The organism is Paraclostridium sp. MRS3W1 (assembly GCF_032465715.1).
GTDB lineage: Bacteria > Bacillota > Clostridia > Peptostreptococcales > Peptostreptococcaceae > Paraclostridium > Paraclostridium dentum.
Window position 1 is genome coordinate 1 of record NZ_JAWDJM010000120.1, and the last position, 18,402, is coordinate 18,402.

General features: G+C 28.6%; 18 protein-coding genes and 1 tRNA gene. 4 read left to right on the top strand and 15 right to left on the bottom strand.

The window, feature by feature from the left end; genetic code table 11:
- The 3 genes from RWY47_RS09680 to RWY47_RS09690 all read right to left on the bottom strand — a co-directional run.
- The coding region (locus tag RWY47_RS09680) for a ComEC/Rec2 family competence protein (protein WP_316030311.1) at positions 1–950 on the bottom strand (950 nt) is incomplete at its 3' end.
- Positions 951–1,035: 85 nt separating this feature from the next.
- The gene (locus RWY47_RS09685) at positions 1,036–2,202 is read right to left on the bottom strand and encodes a GNAT family N-acetyltransferase (RefSeq protein WP_142730490.1); all 1,167 of its coding nucleotides are present in this window, start codon (positions 2,200–2,202) and stop codon (positions 1,036–1,038) included.
- Position 2,203: 1 nt separating this feature from the next.
- Entirely contained in the window at positions 2,204–3,109 is a 906-nt protein-coding gene (locus tag RWY47_RS09690) for a DUF2156 domain-containing protein (RefSeq protein ID WP_025162065.1), read from the bottom strand.
- Between the two features lie 162 nt (positions 3,110–3,271).
- Between RWY47_RS09690 and RWY47_RS09695 the strand changes: the two genes are divergently transcribed.
- On the top strand, positions 3,272–4,096 hold the full coding sequence (locus tag RWY47_RS09695; protein ID WP_021429800.1) for a ComEC/Rec2 family competence protein: 825 nt from the start codon (positions 3,272–3,274) through the stop codon (positions 4,094–4,096).
- A gap of 144 nt (positions 4,097–4,240) precedes the next feature.
- On the opposite strand, the gene RWY47_RS09700 is transcribed toward RWY47_RS09695, so the two are convergent.
- A complete protein-coding gene (locus RWY47_RS09700) occupies positions 4,241–4,945 on the bottom strand; it encodes a tRNA threonylcarbamoyladenosine dehydratase (protein WP_035114563.1) in 705 nt (234 codons plus the stop codon).
- An 80-nt stretch (positions 4,946–5,025) separates the two neighbouring features.
- Here RWY47_RS09700 and RWY47_RS09705 point away from each other — a divergent pair, with 80 nt between their 5' ends.
- Complete coding sequence (locus RWY47_RS09705; protein WP_150842167.1) at positions 5,026–5,745, top strand: hypothetical protein; 720 nt, start codon at positions 5,026–5,028, stop codon at positions 5,743–5,745.
- 51 nt (positions 5,746–5,796) lie between these two features.
- Here RWY47_RS09705 and RWY47_RS09710 read toward each other — a convergent pair.
- The 3 genes from RWY47_RS09710 to RWY47_RS09720 form a co-directional block, all read right to left on the bottom strand.
- Positions 5,797–5,893: transfer RNA gene (locus tag RWY47_RS09710), tRNA-Sec, on the bottom strand.
- 190 nt (positions 5,894–6,083) lie between these two features.
- Positions 6,084–6,758, bottom strand: a complete 675-nt coding sequence (locus tag RWY47_RS09715) for a uracil-DNA glycosylase (RefSeq protein WP_021429882.1) — start codon at positions 6,756–6,758, stop codon at positions 6,084–6,086.
- Between the two features lie 14 nt (positions 6,759–6,772).
- On the bottom strand, positions 6,773–7,138 hold the full coding sequence (locus RWY47_RS09720; protein ID WP_021432075.1) for a NusG domain II-containing protein: 366 nt from the start codon (positions 7,136–7,138) through the stop codon (positions 6,773–6,775).
- 61 nt (positions 7,139–7,199) lie between these two features.
- Between RWY47_RS09720 and RWY47_RS09725 the strand changes: the two genes are divergently transcribed.
- Positions 7,200–8,246 carry an FAD:protein FMN transferase gene (locus tag RWY47_RS09725; protein WP_168932196.1) on the top strand — a complete coding sequence of 349 codons (1,047 nt, stop codon included), beginning with the start codon at positions 7,200–7,202 and terminating at the stop codon, positions 8,244–8,246.
- A gap of 85 nt (positions 8,247–8,331) precedes the next feature.
- Here RWY47_RS09725 and selB read toward each other — a convergent pair whose 3' ends face one another.
- The 4 genes from selB to RWY47_RS09745 are packed head-to-tail and all read right to left on the bottom strand — an operon-like array spanning position 8,332 to position 13,455.
- Complete coding sequence (selB, locus tag RWY47_RS09730; protein ID WP_150842164.1) at positions 8,332–10,215, bottom strand: selenocysteine-specific translation elongation factor; 1,884 nt, start codon at positions 10,213–10,215, stop codon at positions 8,332–8,334.
- A gap of 2 nt (positions 10,216–10,217) precedes the next feature.
- Complete coding sequence (gene selA, locus RWY47_RS09735; protein ID WP_150842163.1) at positions 10,218–11,627, bottom strand: L-seryl-tRNA(Sec) selenium transferase; 1,410 nt, start codon at positions 11,625–11,627, stop codon at positions 10,218–10,220.
- Between the two features lie 24 nt (positions 11,628–11,651).
- Positions 11,652–12,698, bottom strand: coding sequence for a selenide, water dikinase SelD (gene selD / locus RWY47_RS09740; RefSeq protein WP_081712357.1), 1,047 nt, complete (start codon positions 12,696–12,698; stop codon positions 11,652–11,654).
- Between the two features lie 55 nt (positions 12,699–12,753).
- Positions 12,754–13,455: a helix-hairpin-helix domain-containing protein gene (locus RWY47_RS09745; RefSeq protein WP_150842162.1), complete on the bottom strand. Its 702-nt coding sequence runs from the start codon at positions 13,453–13,455 to the stop codon at positions 12,754–12,756.
- 77 nt (positions 13,456–13,532) lie between these two features.
- On the opposite strand from RWY47_RS09745, the gene RWY47_RS09750 reads away from it, so the two are divergent.
- Positions 13,533–14,876, top strand: a complete 1,344-nt coding sequence (locus tag RWY47_RS09750; protein ID WP_224170454.1) for a D-alanyl-D-alanine carboxypeptidase family protein — start codon at positions 13,533–13,535, stop codon at positions 14,874–14,876.
- A gap of 27 nt (positions 14,877–14,903) precedes the next feature.
- Here the strand turns inward: RWY47_RS09750 and sdaAA are convergent, their stop codons facing one another.
- The 4 genes from sdaAA to ilvA all read right to left on the bottom strand — a co-directional run bounded on the left by sdaAA (position 14,904) and on the right by ilvA (position 18,357).
- The gene (gene sdaAA / locus RWY47_RS09755) at positions 14,904–15,782 is read right to left on the bottom strand and encodes an L-serine ammonia-lyase, iron-sulfur-dependent, subunit alpha (protein WP_021432068.1); all 879 of its coding nucleotides are present in this window, start codon (positions 15,780–15,782) and stop codon (positions 14,904–14,906) included.
- 23 nt (positions 15,783–15,805) lie between these two features.
- Positions 15,806–16,480 (bottom strand): L-serine ammonia-lyase, iron-sulfur-dependent subunit beta, encoded by a 675-nt coding sequence (sdaAB, locus tag RWY47_RS09760; RefSeq protein WP_021429814.1) that lies wholly within the window; start codon positions 16,478–16,480, stop codon positions 15,806–15,808.
- A 121-nt stretch (positions 16,481–16,601) separates the two neighbouring features.
- Positions 16,602–16,985, bottom strand: a complete 384-nt coding sequence (locus tag RWY47_RS09765) for a RidA family protein (RefSeq protein ID WP_025162072.1) — start codon at positions 16,983–16,985, stop codon at positions 16,602–16,604.
- A gap of 160 nt (positions 16,986–17,145) precedes the next feature.
- Entirely contained in the window at positions 17,146–18,357 is a 1,212-nt protein-coding gene (gene ilvA, locus RWY47_RS09770) for a threonine ammonia-lyase (protein WP_021429923.1), read from the bottom strand.
- Positions 18,358–18,402 lie beyond the last annotated feature (45 nt).

An 18,402-nucleotide genomic window follows, 5' to 3' on the forward strand; every position in this document is an offset into this window, starting at 1 on the left:
ATAGATGTATTTTTAAAATATAAATAAACTATTGGAGATGTTAATATATTAGCCGCTAAAGTAAGAGATAGTGTCTTAACTTTTATTTTTTCATTTATATAACCATAGAAGTATATTATAGACAATGTTGCAAGAAAAGACAATTGGAAACTTATATTATAAATCACATAAGGATTATTTATTATTAAGGAAATACCTACAATAGACAGGTTATTTATACTATCTGACCTTTTTTCTACAAAAATTGCCAAATAAGATATTAAGCTACAAACTATAGCTCTTATTATAGATGGAGATTGTCCAACCATAATACTGTAGCTCCACAGTATAAAAGCTAAAAAAGCAAATTTAAGCAAATTGTTTATTTTCCCAAAGCTAAATCCAATTATAGTTATAAGTATACTTACATGAAGTCCTGATAAAGCTAAAATGTGACTTACTCCAGTTTTAGAAAAGATTTCATTTACTTCTGAATCTATTCCTTCTTTTTCACCTAAAATTATCGAATTTATAAATTTAGATTTGTCTTTATATAAATACTTTATTGTTTTACTTATTTTATCTTTTATGTTAAATAATTTGATATAAATAAAATTATCTCCAATAATTTTATAATCATTTATTTCTACAATCCCTTTATACCCTTTGCTCTTTAGGTACCTACTATAATCAAATTTTTCATCCTTAAAGTTTTCATGTTTTTTTAACGTACCTTTAAAGCTTAGAATTTGACCTGGCTTTATATCTATTTTATTAGAATAATCATTTATTAAATAATCTTCAATCTGGTATTGGACATAATTATTTTTATTTACTTTATTTTTAACTAGTCCTTCCATTTCTATAGTACAATTTTTATCATTTTTATAATCTTCTTTTGTATAAAAACTTGTAACAATAAAGCTTACACTTATCATTATACAAAACGCTATAAATATTGGCCTTCTCATAAAAAATCTCCTAGACATACTTTTCTAAATTATGTACATATAAGATTTTTTAAATCAAAAAAAGGAAAAAGTAAATACTTTTTCCTTATACATATTCATTTATATAATTTTCTTTTTTATTAAATATAGAATTTAGTAAATCTATTGCCTTTTTATTTTTATCTGTTACCTCAATATTTTCCACAAATAAAATTTGATTTATATCAGTGTACTCAAAAGCCATTTGACTTAAATTATTTATACTCAACTTAAAGTCAGCTTCACTATTGCTTTTTTTAGCTACTATTTTATTATTTAAAATCTTAACTTCAAAAACATTATCATTTTCTTTTATTTGATTATCATCAATTTTTATATATACACTATCTAAATCCTTATTTTTTATATAAATGTCATTTAAAAAGTCTTCAACATTTATAACTCTTCCCATCATAAACGGTTTTAAACTTATCTCATTATCCTTTAAGTTTGATAATATAAATCTTAAACTATCTGTAATAGGAGCCATTAATTTTATATTTTTGCATTGAGTGTTGTGGTTGAAAATAAACTTTAACATAGACTTCAAAGAATTTATATTCTTATAACACATTTCTCTTACAAACATAGTATCTCCCATAATGAAATATATTATATATCCATCATAGTCATTATCTTTATGTATGTAAATATGACCATTTTCACATTTTATTTCTTTAAATAAATTTTCATAATAAAATTTATCTCTAACAACATATCCATTGCATTTAGATACAAACTCGTTATAAATATCAATCATATAATCTATATGACTTTCATTTATTTTTTCAAAATCTCCATTTATTTTAAATTGTTTTAAACCAGCTATATCAAGTTTATATTCTAATTGATCATAACAATGCTCATATCCATACTTTTTATATAATCTATAGTCTATAGGCATAAGTAACGAAACTACTTGTCCTTTTTTATAAAGTTCATTTAATGAAAAGTCCATCATATCTTTCATGTATCCTTTACCTCTTGCATTTGGAAACGTAGAAACACCTACTACATATGACGTCTCGTAAACTTTTTCATTTAACTTTATTTTATATTGATTTAATTGAAGAGAAGACTTAAGTTCATCATCTTCTTTAACAATGACAGTATTTTCAGGCTTATACTTGTTGTTAAAGTAGTACTCAACAAATGATTCTTCATCTCCAAAGCAATAATTCCAAATATCTTTTAAATCCTCTAAATCTTCACCCTTAGCATATCTTATATCCATTTTATGCCTCCATAACAGTATACTTTTCTACAAATTTACATGGATGATATGAAAGCTTAGCTTTTCTAAGTCCTTCAATTCCTAGGTCTTCTTCTCTATTTACAAACTCTACATTTTCAAATTCATGTACTAAAAATTGTTGATTTATATATTGATATAATCCTCTGATTTCTGGATTAGCTTTTTCAATATGAATAAGTGCCATATCGTCATTTATATATTCACCTATAGTAAATGCTTCTAACTTATTATCTATATATACTCCAGCTACTTTAACTTCGTCTTCTAATACATCATAATTATCAAATATTTTTTTAATTCCTATAAATTCATCATCTATTCCATCATCTACATCGCCTTGTTCAGCTTTATTGCTAGCCCAAGCTTTTAAAAGTTCTATACAATCATCAAACTCTTTTTTACCTAATTTCTTATATTCAAATCTTCCTTCATATTCTTTTAAGAAATAATTTAGATGATTTCTTTTCTTTTGATTTTTTCTTCCCTTTAATGTTCTTAGAGCCTCAGCATCATATACATAGTCAAAATAGTCTCTTTCTTCTATATATTTAAACTTACCTGGATAATCTTTTTGAAGCAACTCAACAACCTCTTTTGTAACAGCTCTTAAGTAAATTTGATGATCTTCATGCTTGAAGTAATTAACCATAAATTCTAAAGCTTCATGTATTTTATCTTTTTTTGCTAATGGAAGTACAGAAAATCTATCTCCTTCATATTCTCCAACAATTAAAGCAAAATCATCATTTGCATAATAACTAGTTTTATAAACATGTCTCCACATATATAAAGTAGTGAAACAATATTCACAGGCTTCATAATCAACATGATGGAAAAAAGGTTTTAACTCTTCATATGCATTTATATCAATTTCTTTAAAAATCATAAATAACTCTCCTTTTGATGCTTATATATTAATTTATATACCCAACTTTACCGTTCATTTGAATTAATTTTAAGTTTAAAGTCAAAACTAATAAATAATGTTTTTATTTATTAATATTATCTTTATTTATTCAATATAAACAGGTAATGATTGGAGTATTTAATGAAAAAAATCATATGTTTAACATTTATTATAATAACACTTTTGGTTGGTTGTGGCAAAAAAACGCTCCTATCAGTACATATAATAGATGTAGGTCAAGGTGACAGTATCTTAATTCAAACTCCAAATAAAACTAACATATTAGTTGATGGAGGAGATGAAGATAGCTCTCTTATTATAAAAAAGTTTTTAAAATCTAAAAAAGTAAAAACTATAGATTTCGTTATAGCTACTCATCCAGATACTGACCATATAGGAAGTTTAGATGCTGTTATTGATAAATTTGAAATTTCCAAAGTTTATCTTCCAAATAAAGAAGTAAATAGTGATTCATATTACAATCTAGTTCAATCTTGTAGCATGAAAAATATTCATCCTCAATTCCTTGAAAAAGGAAATGTCATAAATTTAGACAATAACATAAAATTAACCGTCTTAAATCCTTCTTATACCCATTTAGATAATAACTCAAACTCTATCGTCTTCAAATTAGACTATGGTAAAAAATCATTTTTATTTACAGGTGACTGCACATTAGAAAATGAACAAGAAATATTAAATAGTTTTAACTTAAGTAATATAAATTTTTTAAAAGTTGCTCATCACGGCAGCAAAAGCTCTTCAGGTGAAGATTTTATAAACACTATAACTCCTGATGTCGCAGTTATATCTTGTGGGTATGATAACGAATACGGACATCCACATAAAGAAACTCTACTTAATTTATCAAAAACAAACACAAAAGTCTACAGAACTGATAAACAAGGTCACTTGTCCTTTTACAGTGATGGAAACACCATAACCACCTCATCACCACCTAAATAGTAAAGTAAATAAAAAAAGTGATTGTAGCTTGCGAAGTGTTAATGAATAATTTAATCGACATTTACAGGCGAGATTTTAAAGCCTGTATGGAGATAAATTATTCATTAACATGTAGCACTAGCCAAAATCACTTTTTTACTTAGTTTACTTTATTAAATCATTTACTACTACAGATGCTATTGTAAGCCCCCCTACTGAAGGTACAAACGATATACTTCCTGGAGTTATTTTCTTTCCATTCATAATTTTTTCTTTTAACTCTACAGGTTGCTCTGTTGAATAAACAACCTTTAATTTTTTTATCTTTCTATCTCTCAATTCTTTTCTCATAACTTTAGCAAGTGGGCACATTTGAGTTTTATATATATCCGTAACTACTATTTTTGTAGGATCTAGCTTATTTCCCATACCCATAGAACTTATTATATTTAAATTCTTTTTAACACAAGTTTCTATCAAATGAATTTTAGAAGTAACCATGTCTATAGCATCTATAACATAATCATATTCTTCGCATAATATTTCTTCACTATTTTCAGCTGTATATTTTGCTCTTATTGCTTTTATATCTATATTTGGGTTTATATCTAAAATTCTATCTTTCATTACATCAACTTTGTATTTTCCTACAGTTGAGTGAAGTGCTGGTATTTGTCTATTTATATTAGTTATGTCTACATCATCAAAGTCTACAATAGTCATCTTGCCTACACCGGCTCTAGCTATAGCCTCTGCAGCAAAACTTCCTACTCCTCCAACTCCAAATACAATTACATTTGAATTTTGTAATTTTTCAATTCCTTCATTTCCGATTATAAGACCTGTTCTAGTTTTAAAATTTTTGTTCATGCTTTAAATATCTCCTTGTGTAATTTTTTTCATGTGCAAGAATATAATTTAATATCGATTATACAAATAGGGGTGATGCTTTGAAAAAATTAATTAACTTTCTATTTTATATACTTATAATAAATGTATTAGTTTCACTGCTTTTAATACTCGACGTAAGTTCTTCTAAAAATAATATCCATTCAGATATTATAGAATCCCTATCTAATAACGATAATTATAATTTGATTGTTCAGATTTTAAAAGATACTAATAAAGAAGATTTTATAAGATATATAGATTATATGCAACTCGATATTAATAAAAATTTAGAAAATGGTCCAAATAACTATATAGCATTCTCTATAAGATTGCCTCAAAATAAATCTTTTATATCATTTTATGTAAAAAATAAAGATAATACTTACTCATTTGATTCAATTGTAGATAATTTAGACGATATAAATGAATTTTATTTTTATAAAGATTTTTTAGTAGTTGAGCAAAACTGTGAAGATGAAACTACATACTCAAATGATAAAAAATTTATAGAGATATTTTATCAAGAAGGACTTAAGTATTCATCTAAACTAAAAAAAGATCTATATTTCGAAAAAATAGATTTAAAAAGTAATGATAAAATTAAAGTATCTGGAAGTATGGACTTTCTAGACGACTACCCTCCCCAAATACTATATGTCTCAACAATCTCATCAAATGATAATTCCTTTTCTAAGGACATTTCAAAAGAATTATATATATGGGATAATGACCTTAAACAATTTACAATGAGCCAAAAAGAAAACCTTGCAGATAATTAAGTTATTAAAAGCAAAAAAAGAACTTCTATACAGAAGTTCTTTTCATTTAATTGGCGGGAGTGCGTGGGAATCGAACCCACCCAAGAAGCTCTTAACCCCTCATACTAGTTTTGAAGACTAGAGGGCACACCAGCACCCATCCACCCCCATATGGACTCTCACTTACAAACTTATATTACCATATATTTTTTTTTGATGCAACTGTTTTTAGCAAACATTTTCATGTTTTTACAATTTTCTATATAATTTAACTTTAATTTTTGTAAATTTTAATTTTTTTAACCTTAAAAAATAAAATCCTTTCACATATTAAAAGGATTTTATTTTTATTATATATTTTATATATTTGGAATTTGCCAGTCTATAGGCTCTTTTCCTAATTTAATTAAGATATCATTAACCTGAGAAAATGGTTTAGATCCAAAAAATCCTCTACTAGCTGATAGTGGACTTGGATGTGCAGATTCTATTATGTAATGTCTATTTGTATCTATTAACTTTTTCTTACTTCTTGCATTATTTCCCCATAGAACAAATATTACAGGATCTTGTCTTAAGTTTAATGTCTCTATTATATGATCTGTGAAAGTCTCCCATCCTTTTCCTTTATGAGAGTTTGCTTCATGAGCTCTAACTGTAAGCGCTGTATTTAATAGTAATATACCTTGTTTTGTCCAAGGAACTAAAAATCCATTATTAGGTATAAAGCATTCAAATTCTGAGTTTAATTCTTTATACATATTTAATAAAGATGGAGGTGTTTTTACTCCAGGCTTTACCGAAAATGCAAGCCCATGAGCTTGATTTTCTCCATGATAAGGATCTTGACCTAAGATTAGTACTTTAGTATCTTTGTATGATGTATATTTCAATGCATTAAATATGTCATGCATATCAGGATATATAATATTATTTTTATATTCCTCTTTTAAAAATTCTCTTAATTTCAAATAATATGGTTTTTCAAATTCACCTTTTAATATTTCATCCCAATCGTTTCCTATGTTAACCATTTCTTCACCTACTTTTAATTTGCTATTGTGTCTATATCATTTTTTTCATTACTGATTATTTTTATACTTACCTTATTAGGTATGCACACTATATTTTTATTAGACTTATCTATAAATCCAGTTTTCACACATACTTTGTCTGGACATGATGCATCTACGACTTCAACACCTTTATCATGAATTTTAATCTTGTTAAATCCAGAATCTGTTTTTATAGTTATGTCTTCAGTTGCATCAATAGGAATTTCTTTATATACTTTATTATCTAAATATATAACTATTTTTTCACTTTTATCTTGGTTTTTGAAAAAACTAAAACTTATCCAAATCCCTATTATGATTAAAACTGATAAAATAAGAAAAAAATCGTTTTTCTTCATTTTTATCCTCCAAGCATTTATAATATAATTAAATATATCATAAATATAAAGGGGAAACAGCATGAAAAATAAAAAACTTATACTTTATATAGCAATTTTATCAATTTTAGCTATATTTTCATTTTTAATCTTTAGGCAAAAAATTAATACATATTCAAAAACTATGTACTACCTAGGTACTGTTAATGAAGTTACACTATACACTAAATCTAATGAAAAAGAAGCTAATGATATTTTAAATAATTGTGAAAATATAATAAAAGACATAGATAATAAAATGAATCCATCTACATTATCTAGTGATATTTACAAAATTAATGAAAATGCTGGTAAGTCTTATACTAAAGTATCCCCAGATACTTTTAAAGTCATAAAAACAGCTCTTCACTTTTCAGATTTATCAGATGGGCATTTTGATGTTTCAGTTGGTTCATTAGTTCAACTATGGAATATAGGAAATGAAAAAGCTAGAGTTCCTAGTCAAGATGAAATAAATTCAGTTTTACCTACGATAAATTATAAAAACATAATTTTAGATGAAAAAAATAATAGCGTAATGCTAAAACATAAAGGTACAAAGTTAGACTTAGGGGGAATTGCTAAAGGTTATGCTGCTGACAAAGTAGTTGAATATCTTAAAAAACAAAAAATTGAAGGATCTATAGTAAACTTAGGAGGAAATATTTTTACAATTGGGTCTAAGGATGGTAAAAATAAATTTAATATAGGAGTTCAAGATCCAACTAAGCCTAGAGGAAATGCTATAGGAAGTATATCAACAACAGATAACTCAGTAGTTACATCAGGAATTTATGAAAGATATATAGAAAAAGACGGGAAAATTTATCACCATATATTAAGCCCCAAAACTGGGTACCCTGTTGAAAATGAACTTAGCAGTGTAACTATAGTCTCAAACAATTCAATGAATTGCGACGCACTATCTACTACAGCTTTTTCACTTGGAACTAAAGAAGGTCTTAAATTAATAAAATCTTTACCAAACACAGAAGCAATATTTATAACAAAAGATAAAAAAATATACCTAACTCCAGGTCTTAAAGATTCATTTAATCTTAAAGACTCAACCTTCACCATCCAAAATTAAAAAAAGTAAGTAGTCAGGCAAAGCTTGATATGTAATTGTTTTCGAAACAACTACATATCAAGTAAGCCACCACTACTTACCTTTTTTAAAATAATACTCTTTTATTTTCAACTCTTTTTGTAATCTTATTTCTATCAAAATCTTCTAATATTATCATACAGTTTTTTCTACTTGAATTAACTAAATCTCTATAATCACCTAAAGTTATTTCTTTATTTTCTTCTAAATACTTTATAAGCTTTTCTTTAGCATCATTGTATACTTTTGAAGACATTAAATAACTATCCTCAATTCTTACAACAGTATTTCCTATTAAAGATTCTAATACTTCTTCATATTCTTTTTTATTATTAGTTATATCTTCAATTGCATAAATATTATTTAAGCCTGCATTGTTTAATATTTTCTCTATCTCATTTTTTATTTTTGTTTGCTTTTCGTTAAATACAACATTAAATTTCTTTAGCGAAATAAAATTTCCATTAACTTTTATAAGATCATCATTTATAAATAAATCTAGTAAAACATCAAAATCTCTTGTTTTAAATTTACTTTCAACTTTAGATCTGACTTCTTCTTTTAACATACCCTCTCTTAATCTAAATTTCTTATGGTATGCTTGAAGTTCACTTTCTGCTTTTTCTTTTAATGTATTGTATTGGTTTATGTGCATGTACATATTGTTTATACATATAACTTTATCTTGTCCTATAAGCTTTTCTAATGATTTATTTATATTATCTTCACTCTCTCCACTATAACTCATAATTTCTTTTATATTAGGATAGTTTCTAGAGTTATTTTTTAAATAAGCTTCTAATATATCTGAAAGCTCTCCTTTTTCCTTTATTTTAAGAGCTTCTATTATGTTAGTATCAAATCTCTTATGTTTTCTTGGGTTAGTATCTATAACTATACCTCCACCTATTGTTTCCATAGGAGAATATCTTCTAACGACAAACTTATCTCCTTTTTTTGCAACTATACTTTCTTCAAGTCTAAGTTGAACTAAGCCACTTTCTCCTGGCATTATTTCTTCTACCTCTAACGGTACTGCTCTACAAAGTATTTCTCTAGTACCATGGTAAAGTCTTAATCTATCCCAGTGTTTAAGTCCTGCATCTGTATGTTTAACAACACTTAATCTAACATCTAACATCATTGCTTCTTCTAGTGAATGAGGTGATGCTAACACATCTCCCCTGTTAATCTCTTCAACTTTTACATTAGATATGTTTATAGCTGTTCTTTGCCCTGCATAAGCTGTTTCAACACCCTCTCCATGAACTTGTATACTTCTTATCTTTGTTTTAAGCTCTTTTGGGTATATTACTAGATCATCGTCTATACTTATCTTACCTTCTATTAAAGTCCCTGTTACAACTGTACCAAATCCTTTTATAGAAAATACTCTATCTATATTAAGTCTAGCTGGAGTGTCTAGATTTTTATCTTCTATTTCATCAGTCATTTTATCAATTTTATTGATAAGATTATCTAAACCTTTTTTAGATATAGAGTCTACTTCTATAATTTCTGCATCTTCTAAAAATGTCCCCTTAACTTTTTCTCTTATATCCTCTTTTACTAACTCTCTGAAATCTTCTTCCACAGTGTCACTTTTAGTTAAGACTATCATTCCTTTTTTTATATTTAAAAACGTTAAAATATCCATATGTTCTACAGTTTGAGGCATAACCCCTTCATCAGCTGCAACAACTAATAAAACCATATCAAGTCCAGATGCTCCTGCTAACATGTTTTTTATAAACTTTTCATGTCCTGGAACATCTACAATACCTGCTCTTTTATTACTTGGTAAGTCAAAGTAAGTAAATCCTAAATTTATAGATATACCTCTTTTCTTTTCTTCAGCTAATGTATCTGTTTCTCTTCCTGTAAGTGCTTTTATAAGAGTGGTTTTACCGTGGTCTATATGTCCAGCCGTTCCTATTATTACGTTTTTCATGTTTAACCTCCTATTAAAGCTTTTTCTAATTCATTTTTTACAATTTCAAATTCATCTTCAAATATAGTTCTTGAATCTAATACATACTTATCATCATAAACTCTAGCTATAATATGAGCATTACTTAATCTAAGTTTCTTTTCTAATGTTGAAACATTTATATTTTTAGGAGTTATAGATATAACTTTAGAATCTATAGTCTCTAAAGGCATAGATCCCCCTCCAACTTGAGATAATCCATCTTCAATTGTTATATTTGCATATTTATCTAAATGTTTTATTTTTTCATATAAGTTGTTAGCTTTTACTTCTAATTCATCCATTGTATAAGTTAACATTTTTAATGTTGGAATTTCTTTTCTTGCTTTTTCTTCGTCTAAGTACATTCTTAATGTAGCTTCTAAAGCACATATAGTTAGTTTATCTACTCTTAAAGCTCTTGTAAGTTGATTCTTTTTCATTTTTTCAATATATTCTTTTTTACCAACTATAATACCTGCTTGAGGTCCACCTAGCATCTTATCTCCACTAAAAGTAACTACATCTGCACCTTTTCTAATAGAATCTAATACTGTTGGCTCATAACTTAATCCATACTTAGATATATCTAAGAAAACACCACTACCTAAATCCTCAATTACAGGTAGATCATGTTTTTTGCCTAGTTCACATAATTCATCTACATCCACACTTTGTGTAAATCCAAGTATTCTATAATTACTTGTGTGAACTTTCATAAGAACTTTAGTATTTTCATTTATTGCTTCTTCATAATCTTTTAAATGTGTTTTATTAGTTGAACCAACTTCAACTAGGTCAGCTCCACTCAACGCCATTATACTCGGTATTCTAAAAGAACCACCAACTTCAACTAACTCACCTCTAGATACTATAGCTTCCCCACCTTTTGCCATAGTGCTTAATACCAGTAGTACAGCTGCTGCATTATTATTAACTACTAATACATCTTCAGCCCCAGTCAATCGTTTTATAGTATCTGTTAAATGGGTATATCTTGAACCCCTTTGTCCTTTATCTATATCATATTCCAAGTTTGAATATCTAGATGCCGCTTCCCAAAGCTCATCTTTTATACTTTCACTAAGAAGTGATCTTCCTAGATTTGTATGAAGTACTGTTCCTGTAGCATTTATCACTTTCTTTAATGATAATGAGTATTTTAAATTACATTTATTAATTGTGTTTCTCACTACTTCATCTATAGTTATATCAAACTTATCAAAATTTTCCTCTTTTAATTCTACTATTTCTCTTCTTTTTTCTTCTATAGATTCTCTTATACCTTCAAGTAAAATATTTCTTGGATATTCATTTAACGCATTTATTATCATTTCTTGGTTTAACATCTCATCTACTGAAGGTAATTGAGCAAATAATTCTCTTTTATTCATTAAAGTTCCTCTCCCCTTAAGTCATTACTTTACTGTTATATACTTTTCTTCTTTATCTACAACAGTTCCTATTATTTTAGCTTCTATAGACCCATTCTTCTTCATATCTTCTACTAATATATCTGCTAGATTACTTTCTACAGAAATAAGTAATCCTCCTGATGTTTGAGGGTCATATAATATATCTTCCATAGCTTCTTCTATGTTTTCTAATTTAACATCACTTGATATATATTGTTTATTTCTATACATACCAGCTGGTATTATTCCCATTTTAGCCATGTCAATAGCACCATTTAATATAGGAATCTCATTAGCATTTAGTTCCATACTAACGTCTGATGCTTTTGCCATCTCTAATGCATGTCCTAAAAGTCCAAATCCTGTTATATCTGTAACTGAGTTTACCTTTATATTATCAAAGCTCATAGCTGCATATTTATTTAAATGAACCATAGTTTCAACTACGATTTTAGAAGTTTCTTCATCTACTAAACCTTCTTTCATAGCAGTATTTAATATCCCTACTCCTATAGGCTTAGTTATAACTAGTTTATCCCCTACTTTTGCAGTTGCATTAGATAAAACTTTATCAGGATGTACTGTTCCTGATACTGATAACCCATATTTAGGTTCTTTATCATCAACAGTGTGTCCTCCAACTAATAAAGCTCCACTTTCTTTTACCTTATCCATTCCACCTTTTAATATTTCTGCTAGTACATTCATATCATGACATGCTGGGAAACATACTATGTTCATGGCAACTAAAGGCTTTCCTCCCATAGCATAAACATCTGATAATGAGTTAGATGCTGCTATTTGTCCAAATATGTACGGATCATCTATCATTGGAGTGAAAAAATCTAAAGTTTGAATTAAAGCTGTTTCATCATTTAATTTATAAACAGCCGCATCATCTGAAGTTTCAAGTCCAACTAATAAATTTTCTTTTTTATCCGATGTATTTTTAGGTAATTGAGATAATACCGATGCCAGTACCTCTGGCCCTATTTTAGCGGCTCACCCTCCTGAAGTTGTCATATCTGTAAGTCTTTTCATCATTTCCATAATTATGTCTCCTTTCTTTAAAGCATTACATAACTAATAATATCATAATTAGCATTTATTGAATACAGATATAATCCTTCAAATCATTAAATTTATTTTCACCTATCCCTTTTACATTTTTTATTTCGTCAATTGATTTAAACTCCTTATTTTCTTCTCTGTAATCTATTATTTTTTGTGCGGTAACCTCTCCAACTCCAGGTAATGAATCTAATTCTTCTTTAGATGCACCATTTATATTTATTTTTTTATTATCGCCCTCAGTGCTATCATTACCATCATTGTTGTTATTTTCAACATTTTCATTTGAATCATTAAGTGCTATTTCTTCACCTTCTTTAGGTATTATATAATGACCCTCATCCTTAACTTTCATAGCTAAATTAATTCTATTTGTGTCAGCTTCATCAGTAAGTCCATCACAAAGTTTTACACCTTCCATTAATCTATCATTGCTTTTTAGTTCTACAACTCCAGGAGAATTTACAGCTCCACTTATATAAATACTAATTTTTTTAGTCATATTTTCAGTTTTATCAACAGTTTTTACATCTTCAATATTTTCTATTTTCGAGAAATCCCCTTGGTTATTATCATTTTTTTCAATATCATTATTTTCTAAATTAGATTTTTCACTTTCTGCACCACTTACAACATAAGAATCATTTTTTTCTATAAATTTATTATTTTTAATTAAAAAAACTGAACTTATGGCAATAATCACTATTATAATAATAAAATTTTTCTTCTGCTTCATTTTATCACTCCTTCAAATTTGATTATTGACATAAATATGTTATACTAAAATATAAGTTTACAATCGGAGGACAAAAAATGTTTAAAAAAGTATCAGTATTATTATCATTCATAATAACTTTTGTTAATTTATTTGCATTTGGTAATATTTCATTCGCAGAAACACCACCTCCTAATATATCTGCTCAATATGCAGTTTTAATGGATTATACAAGTGGAAAAGTTTTATATGAAAAAAATTCTAATGCAAATTTATACCCAGCATCTACAACTAAGATGTGGACTGCCTACCTTACGTTAAAATATGCCAAAAACCTAGATGAGGTTGTAACTGTTGGTAATATAGGAACTGTAGGTGGAACAAGTATGTATTTAGTTCCAGGGGAGCAAGTTACAGTTAGGCAACTATTAGAAGGTTTACTTTTAGTTTCTGGAAATGATGCAGCTGTTGTTTTAGCTCAACATATTAGTGGATCTATTCCAGAATTTGCAAATTTAATGAACGAAGAAGCTAAAAAGATAGGTGCTAAGAATACTCATTTCCATAATCCAAATGGATTACCTGACCCTGAACATTACACATCAGCTTATGATATGGCTTTAATGGCAAGAGAAGCAATGAATAATGAAGATTTTAGAAACATAGTAAATAAAAAAACAATAAAAGTACCGGCTACAAATTTATCACCAGAAAGAACATTAATTAACACAAACAAATTTTTAACAGGAACTACTACTACTCCTTATAAAGGACAAAATACAGATATTAAGTATGACATAGTAGATGGTATAAAAACTGGATATACAGATGATGCTGGTAAGTGTTTACTTTCTAGCGCCAAAAAAGATGATATGAGATTAGTTGCTACTGTATTTAAAGCAGATGGTGAACCTAACTTATATACAGATAGTAGAACTCTTTTAGATTACGGATTTGATAATTTCAAGTCTCAAAAAGCGATTGAGAAAAATGATTTTGTAGACTCTAAGTTTATATGGTATGCAAAAGGAAGAAAATTAGAATACGCACCTAAGTATAGTTATTATACAGTTATTAATAAAGGTGAAACTACTCCTACATTTGAAGCTAAAGCTAATTTAAATAATATAAAGCTTCCAATAAAAAAAGGTGATACTGTAGGTACATTAGAAGTTTATAAGGATAAAGGTGAAAATCCTGTTGCAAACATCCCTCTAATAGCTCAAAATGATGTTACAAATGTATTTTCATCAATATTGAACAACCCAATAGTAAAAAGCTTCCAATCAATTATAATTGGTGCAATTGTAATAGTTGTACTTTTCATTGTGTTAGTTTTAGTTAAGAAAAAGGTAAGAAGAAAGAAAAGAAGAAAAAATATATACGCTAAGAAAAAAAGCAATATTTATTCAAATAAAAAAAATCGTAGAAGAAGACATTAAAAAAAGAGGCTAATAGCCTCTTTTTTATTATCCGAATATTTTTTTAGTTAAGCAGTTTCCTGTACAAGTAGCAGCAACTCCACCTAATGCAGTTTCTCTTAACTCCATTGGAAGACCTCTACCAACTTTATACATAGCTTCAACAGTTTCATCAAATGGTATTATATTTAATATTCCAGCTAAACAAAGTTCTGCAGATATTAAAGCATTAGCAACACCTATAGCATTTCTTCCTTGACAAGGAACTTCAACAAGACCTGCTATTGGATCACAAACTAATCCCATTACATTTTGTAAACAGTGAGATGCAGCAGCAACAGCAGCTTCTACACTTCCACCCATTAACTCAACTATACCAGCAGCACTCATTGCAGCTGCAGCACCAGTTTCAGCTTGGCATCCACCTTCAGCTCCTGCAACAGTTGCATTTCTAGTTATTATAGCTCCTATAGCTGATGCTGTAAATAATGCATCTAACATTTCATCATCACTGAATCCATATTCTTTCCCTATAGTAACTATCGCTCCTGGTAATATACCGCAAGAACCAGCTGTAGGTGCAGCAACTATAAGACCCATAGAAGCATTTACTTCCATTGTTCCCATTGCAGCAGCTAAAGCTTTATTCATTAGTCCACCACAAACTGTTTTTTGAGTGTTTCTGTGATTTTCTAATTTTTTAGCTTCTCCACCTATTAAACCTCCAACAGATTTTATATCTTCTGTTACAGCTCTTTCAGTAGCTTTTTTCATTATATCTAAACTAACAGCCATTTTTTCTCTTACTTCTTCTTTAGAAAGTCCGCTTAATTCAGCTTCTCTTTCTAAACATAATTGACCTATAGTCATGTTAAATTCTTTACATTTTTCTATTAATTCTGCTCCGCTTGTAAAGTTGTATTTCATATTCTGTCACCCTTCCTTACTCATTAGAATTTGTCTAAAACTACAGCTTTCGCTATAACTTCAAATTTTCTTAATTGATCTAATACATCAACATCTAAAGCTTCATCTGTTTCTATTGTAACGAATGTATACTCAGCTCCAGCTGGCTTATTAGTAGACATATTTGCTATATTCTTGTTGTTATGAGCAAGAAGTCCAGTTACGAAAGATACAGCTCCTGGTATGTCTTTTATTTCAAGTATAACTGCTGGTCTAGAACCGTTAAAGTCAAGTGGTAATCCGTCCATTTCAGTAAGTTTAATGTTTCCACCACCTATAGATGCTCCTTTAACTTCTGCCTTAGACCCATCTTCTAAAGTCATTTCCATTTTAACTGTGTTAGGATGTTCGTTTTCTCCTAAGTTAGCTTTAATGAATTCAAAGCTTACACCTAATTCTTTAGCTAAATCGAAAGAATTTCTTATTCTAGCGTCGTCTGGTTGGAATCCTAATATACCTCCAACTAACGCTTTATCTGTTCCATGTCCTTTGTATGTTTCTGCGAATGATCCATGTAAGTAGAACTTAACATCTTTAACAGGTTTACCTGCTATTTTTAATGCCATTTTCCCTAATCTTGCAGCACCTGCAGTGTGCGAGCTTGATGGACCTATCATATTTGGTCCTACGACATCAAATACACTATAATCTTTAGCCATTAATAATACCTCTTTTCATCAAATTGTCTTTTTTCTTTTGTTTTGTAAATGATTTCCAATAGTCGCTTAACTCATAAAATGACCATCCTATAAAGAGGTATGGCCATTTTAAAGTCTATTATTATTTTACTATAGCTATAGCTTCTATTTCAACTTTAACATCTCTTGGTAATCTAGCTACTTCTACACAAGATCTAGCTGGTTTGTTTTCACCGAAGAAAGAAGCGTATACTTCATTTATTTCAGCAAAATCATTCATATCACTTATGAATACTGTAGTCTTAACTACATCTGCAAAAGTTGCTCCTGATGCAGCTAATATTTCTTTTAAGCTTTCTAATGATCTAGCAGCTTGCTCTTTTGCTCCACCTTCAACTATTTCCATAGTTTCTGGGTTAAATGGAACTTGTCCTGATACGAATACCATGTTTCCATTTTTTATAGCTTGAGAGTATGGTCCTATTGCTTTAGGAGCCTTTTCTGTATGTATTACTTGTTTCATAATCAATCTCTCCTTCTTTTATATAGGTTTTGTTTTTATATTATACTTTTTTCAGTAATATTATACTACTAAATTGTATATATTGTATACAGAATATAGTAAAAAAGTGGAAATTATGCAAGCATAATTTCACTTTTTTATTATATACCCATTATATCATAAATTAATCTTCTATTGCAAACCCTGCAGACTCTACTGCTGATTTTATTTTATCTATATGAGCTTGGTCGAATGTTTCTAATTCTATTTCAAGATATAAACTTCCAAGAGTTTCTTTTGGTGGTCTTGTCATATTTGCATTTAATATGTTTGCATTTAATCCACTTATTATTTGAGTTAACTCAGCTAATCCGCCTGGCTTATCTTGTATTTTAGTTTTGAATGCATATCTTCTACCTTCTGAAGTTAATGCAGTTCCTATAACTCTGTATAATGTGTTAACATCTACGTTACCTCCAGATATTACACATACAACGTTTTCACCTTTAGCTGGTTTGTATTTTCCGCTTAATAATGCAGCTGTTGATACTGCCCCTGAACCTTCTGATACTAATTTTTGGTTTTCTAATAAGAATAACATAGCTTGTGCTATTTCAGTTTCTTCAACAACTATTACTTCATCAACTAACTCTTTTATTATTTCAAAAGTATGATCTCCAGGAGTTTTAACTGCTATACCATCAGCTATTGTAGTAGCTTTAAATGCAGTTGTAACATGTCCTTGTTCTATAGATTCTTTCATTGATGGTATGTTAGCAGTTTGAACACCTATTATTTTAACATTTGGGTTTAAAGCTTTAGCAGCAGTTGCTATACCAGCTATTATTCCCCCTCCACCGATTGGGCATAATATAGTGTCAACATTTGAATTTAATTGTTCAAATATTTCAAGAGCTATTGTTCCTTGTCCAGCCATAACATATTTGTCATTGAATGGATGTAAGAAAGTTGCTCCAGTTTCTTTTTGTATTTCAACAGCTTTTGCATATGCATCATCATATACTAAACCTTCTTGAACTACTTCTGCTCCATATCCTTTAGTTGCAGTAACTTTTGCAAGTGGTGCAGTAGCTGGCATTACTATTGTAGCTTTTATTCCGCTTAGTTTAGCTCCAAGTGCAACACCTTGTGCATGGTTTCCAGCACTTGATGCTATAACACCGTTTGCCTTCTCTTGATCAGTTAAACTTGCTATTTTATTGCAAGCTCCTCTTACTTTAAAAGATCCAGTCTTTTGTAAGTTTTCACATTTATAATATACGTTTGCCCCAGTCTTTTCACTTAGCTTAACGCTTTCTAACAAATCAGTTGTTTTAACTATGTCTTTTATAGTTTCTCTAGCATCTTTAACATCTTGTAATGTAACTCTTGTCATTTTACTCACTCCCATAATGTTTAGATTAGTCTCTTATACAAATCT

Bases quoted from the DNA above. Each gene is read 5' to 3' on its own strand.
- RWY47_RS09685 (WP_142730490.1), bottom strand. From the start codon at position 2,202: ATGGATATAAGATATGCTAAGGGTGAAGATTTAGAGGATTTAAAAGAT.
- RWY47_RS09690 (WP_025162065.1), bottom strand. From the start codon at position 3,109: ATGATTTTTAAAGAAATTGATATAAATGCATATGAAGAGTTAAAACCT.
- RWY47_RS09695 (WP_021429800.1), top strand. From the start codon at position 3,272: ATGAAAAAAATCATATGTTTAACATTTATTATAATAACACTTTTGGTT.
- RWY47_RS09700 (WP_035114563.1), bottom strand. From the start codon at position 4,945: ATGAACAAAAATTTTAAAACTAGAACAGGTCTTATAATCGGAAATGAA.
- RWY47_RS09715 (WP_021429882.1), bottom strand. From the start codon at position 6,758: ATGGTTAACATAGGAAACGATTGGGATGAAATATTAAAAGGTGAATTT.
- RWY47_RS09720 (WP_021432075.1), bottom strand. From the start codon at position 7,138: ATGAAGAAAAACGATTTTTTTCTTATTTTATCAGTTTTAATCATAATA.
- RWY47_RS09725 (WP_168932196.1), top strand. From the start codon at position 7,200: ATGAAAAATAAAAAACTTATACTTTATATAGCAATTTTATCAATTTTA.
- selB (WP_150842164.1), bottom strand. From the start codon at position 10,215: ATGAAAAACGTAATAATAGGAACGGCTGGACATATAGACCACGGTAAA.
- selA (WP_150842163.1), bottom strand. From the start codon at position 11,627: ATGAATAAAAGAGAATTATTTGCTCAATTACCTTCAGTAGATGAGATG.
- RWY47_RS09745 (WP_150842162.1), bottom strand. From the start codon at position 13,455: ATGAAGCAGAAGAAAAATTTTATTATTATAATAGTGATTATTGCCATA.
- RWY47_RS09750 (WP_224170454.1), top strand. From the start codon at position 13,533: ATGTTTAAAAAAGTATCAGTATTATTATCATTCATAATAACTTTTGTT.
- sdaAA (WP_021432068.1), bottom strand. From the start codon at position 15,782: ATGAAATACAACTTTACAAGCGGAGCAGAATTAATAGAAAAATGTAAA.
- sdaAB (WP_021429814.1), bottom strand. From the start codon at position 16,480: ATGGCTAAAGATTATAGTGTATTTGATGTCGTAGGACCAAATATGATA.
- ilvA (WP_021429923.1), bottom strand. From the start codon at position 18,357: ATGACAAGAGTTACATTACAAGATGTTAAAGATGCTAGAGAAACTATA.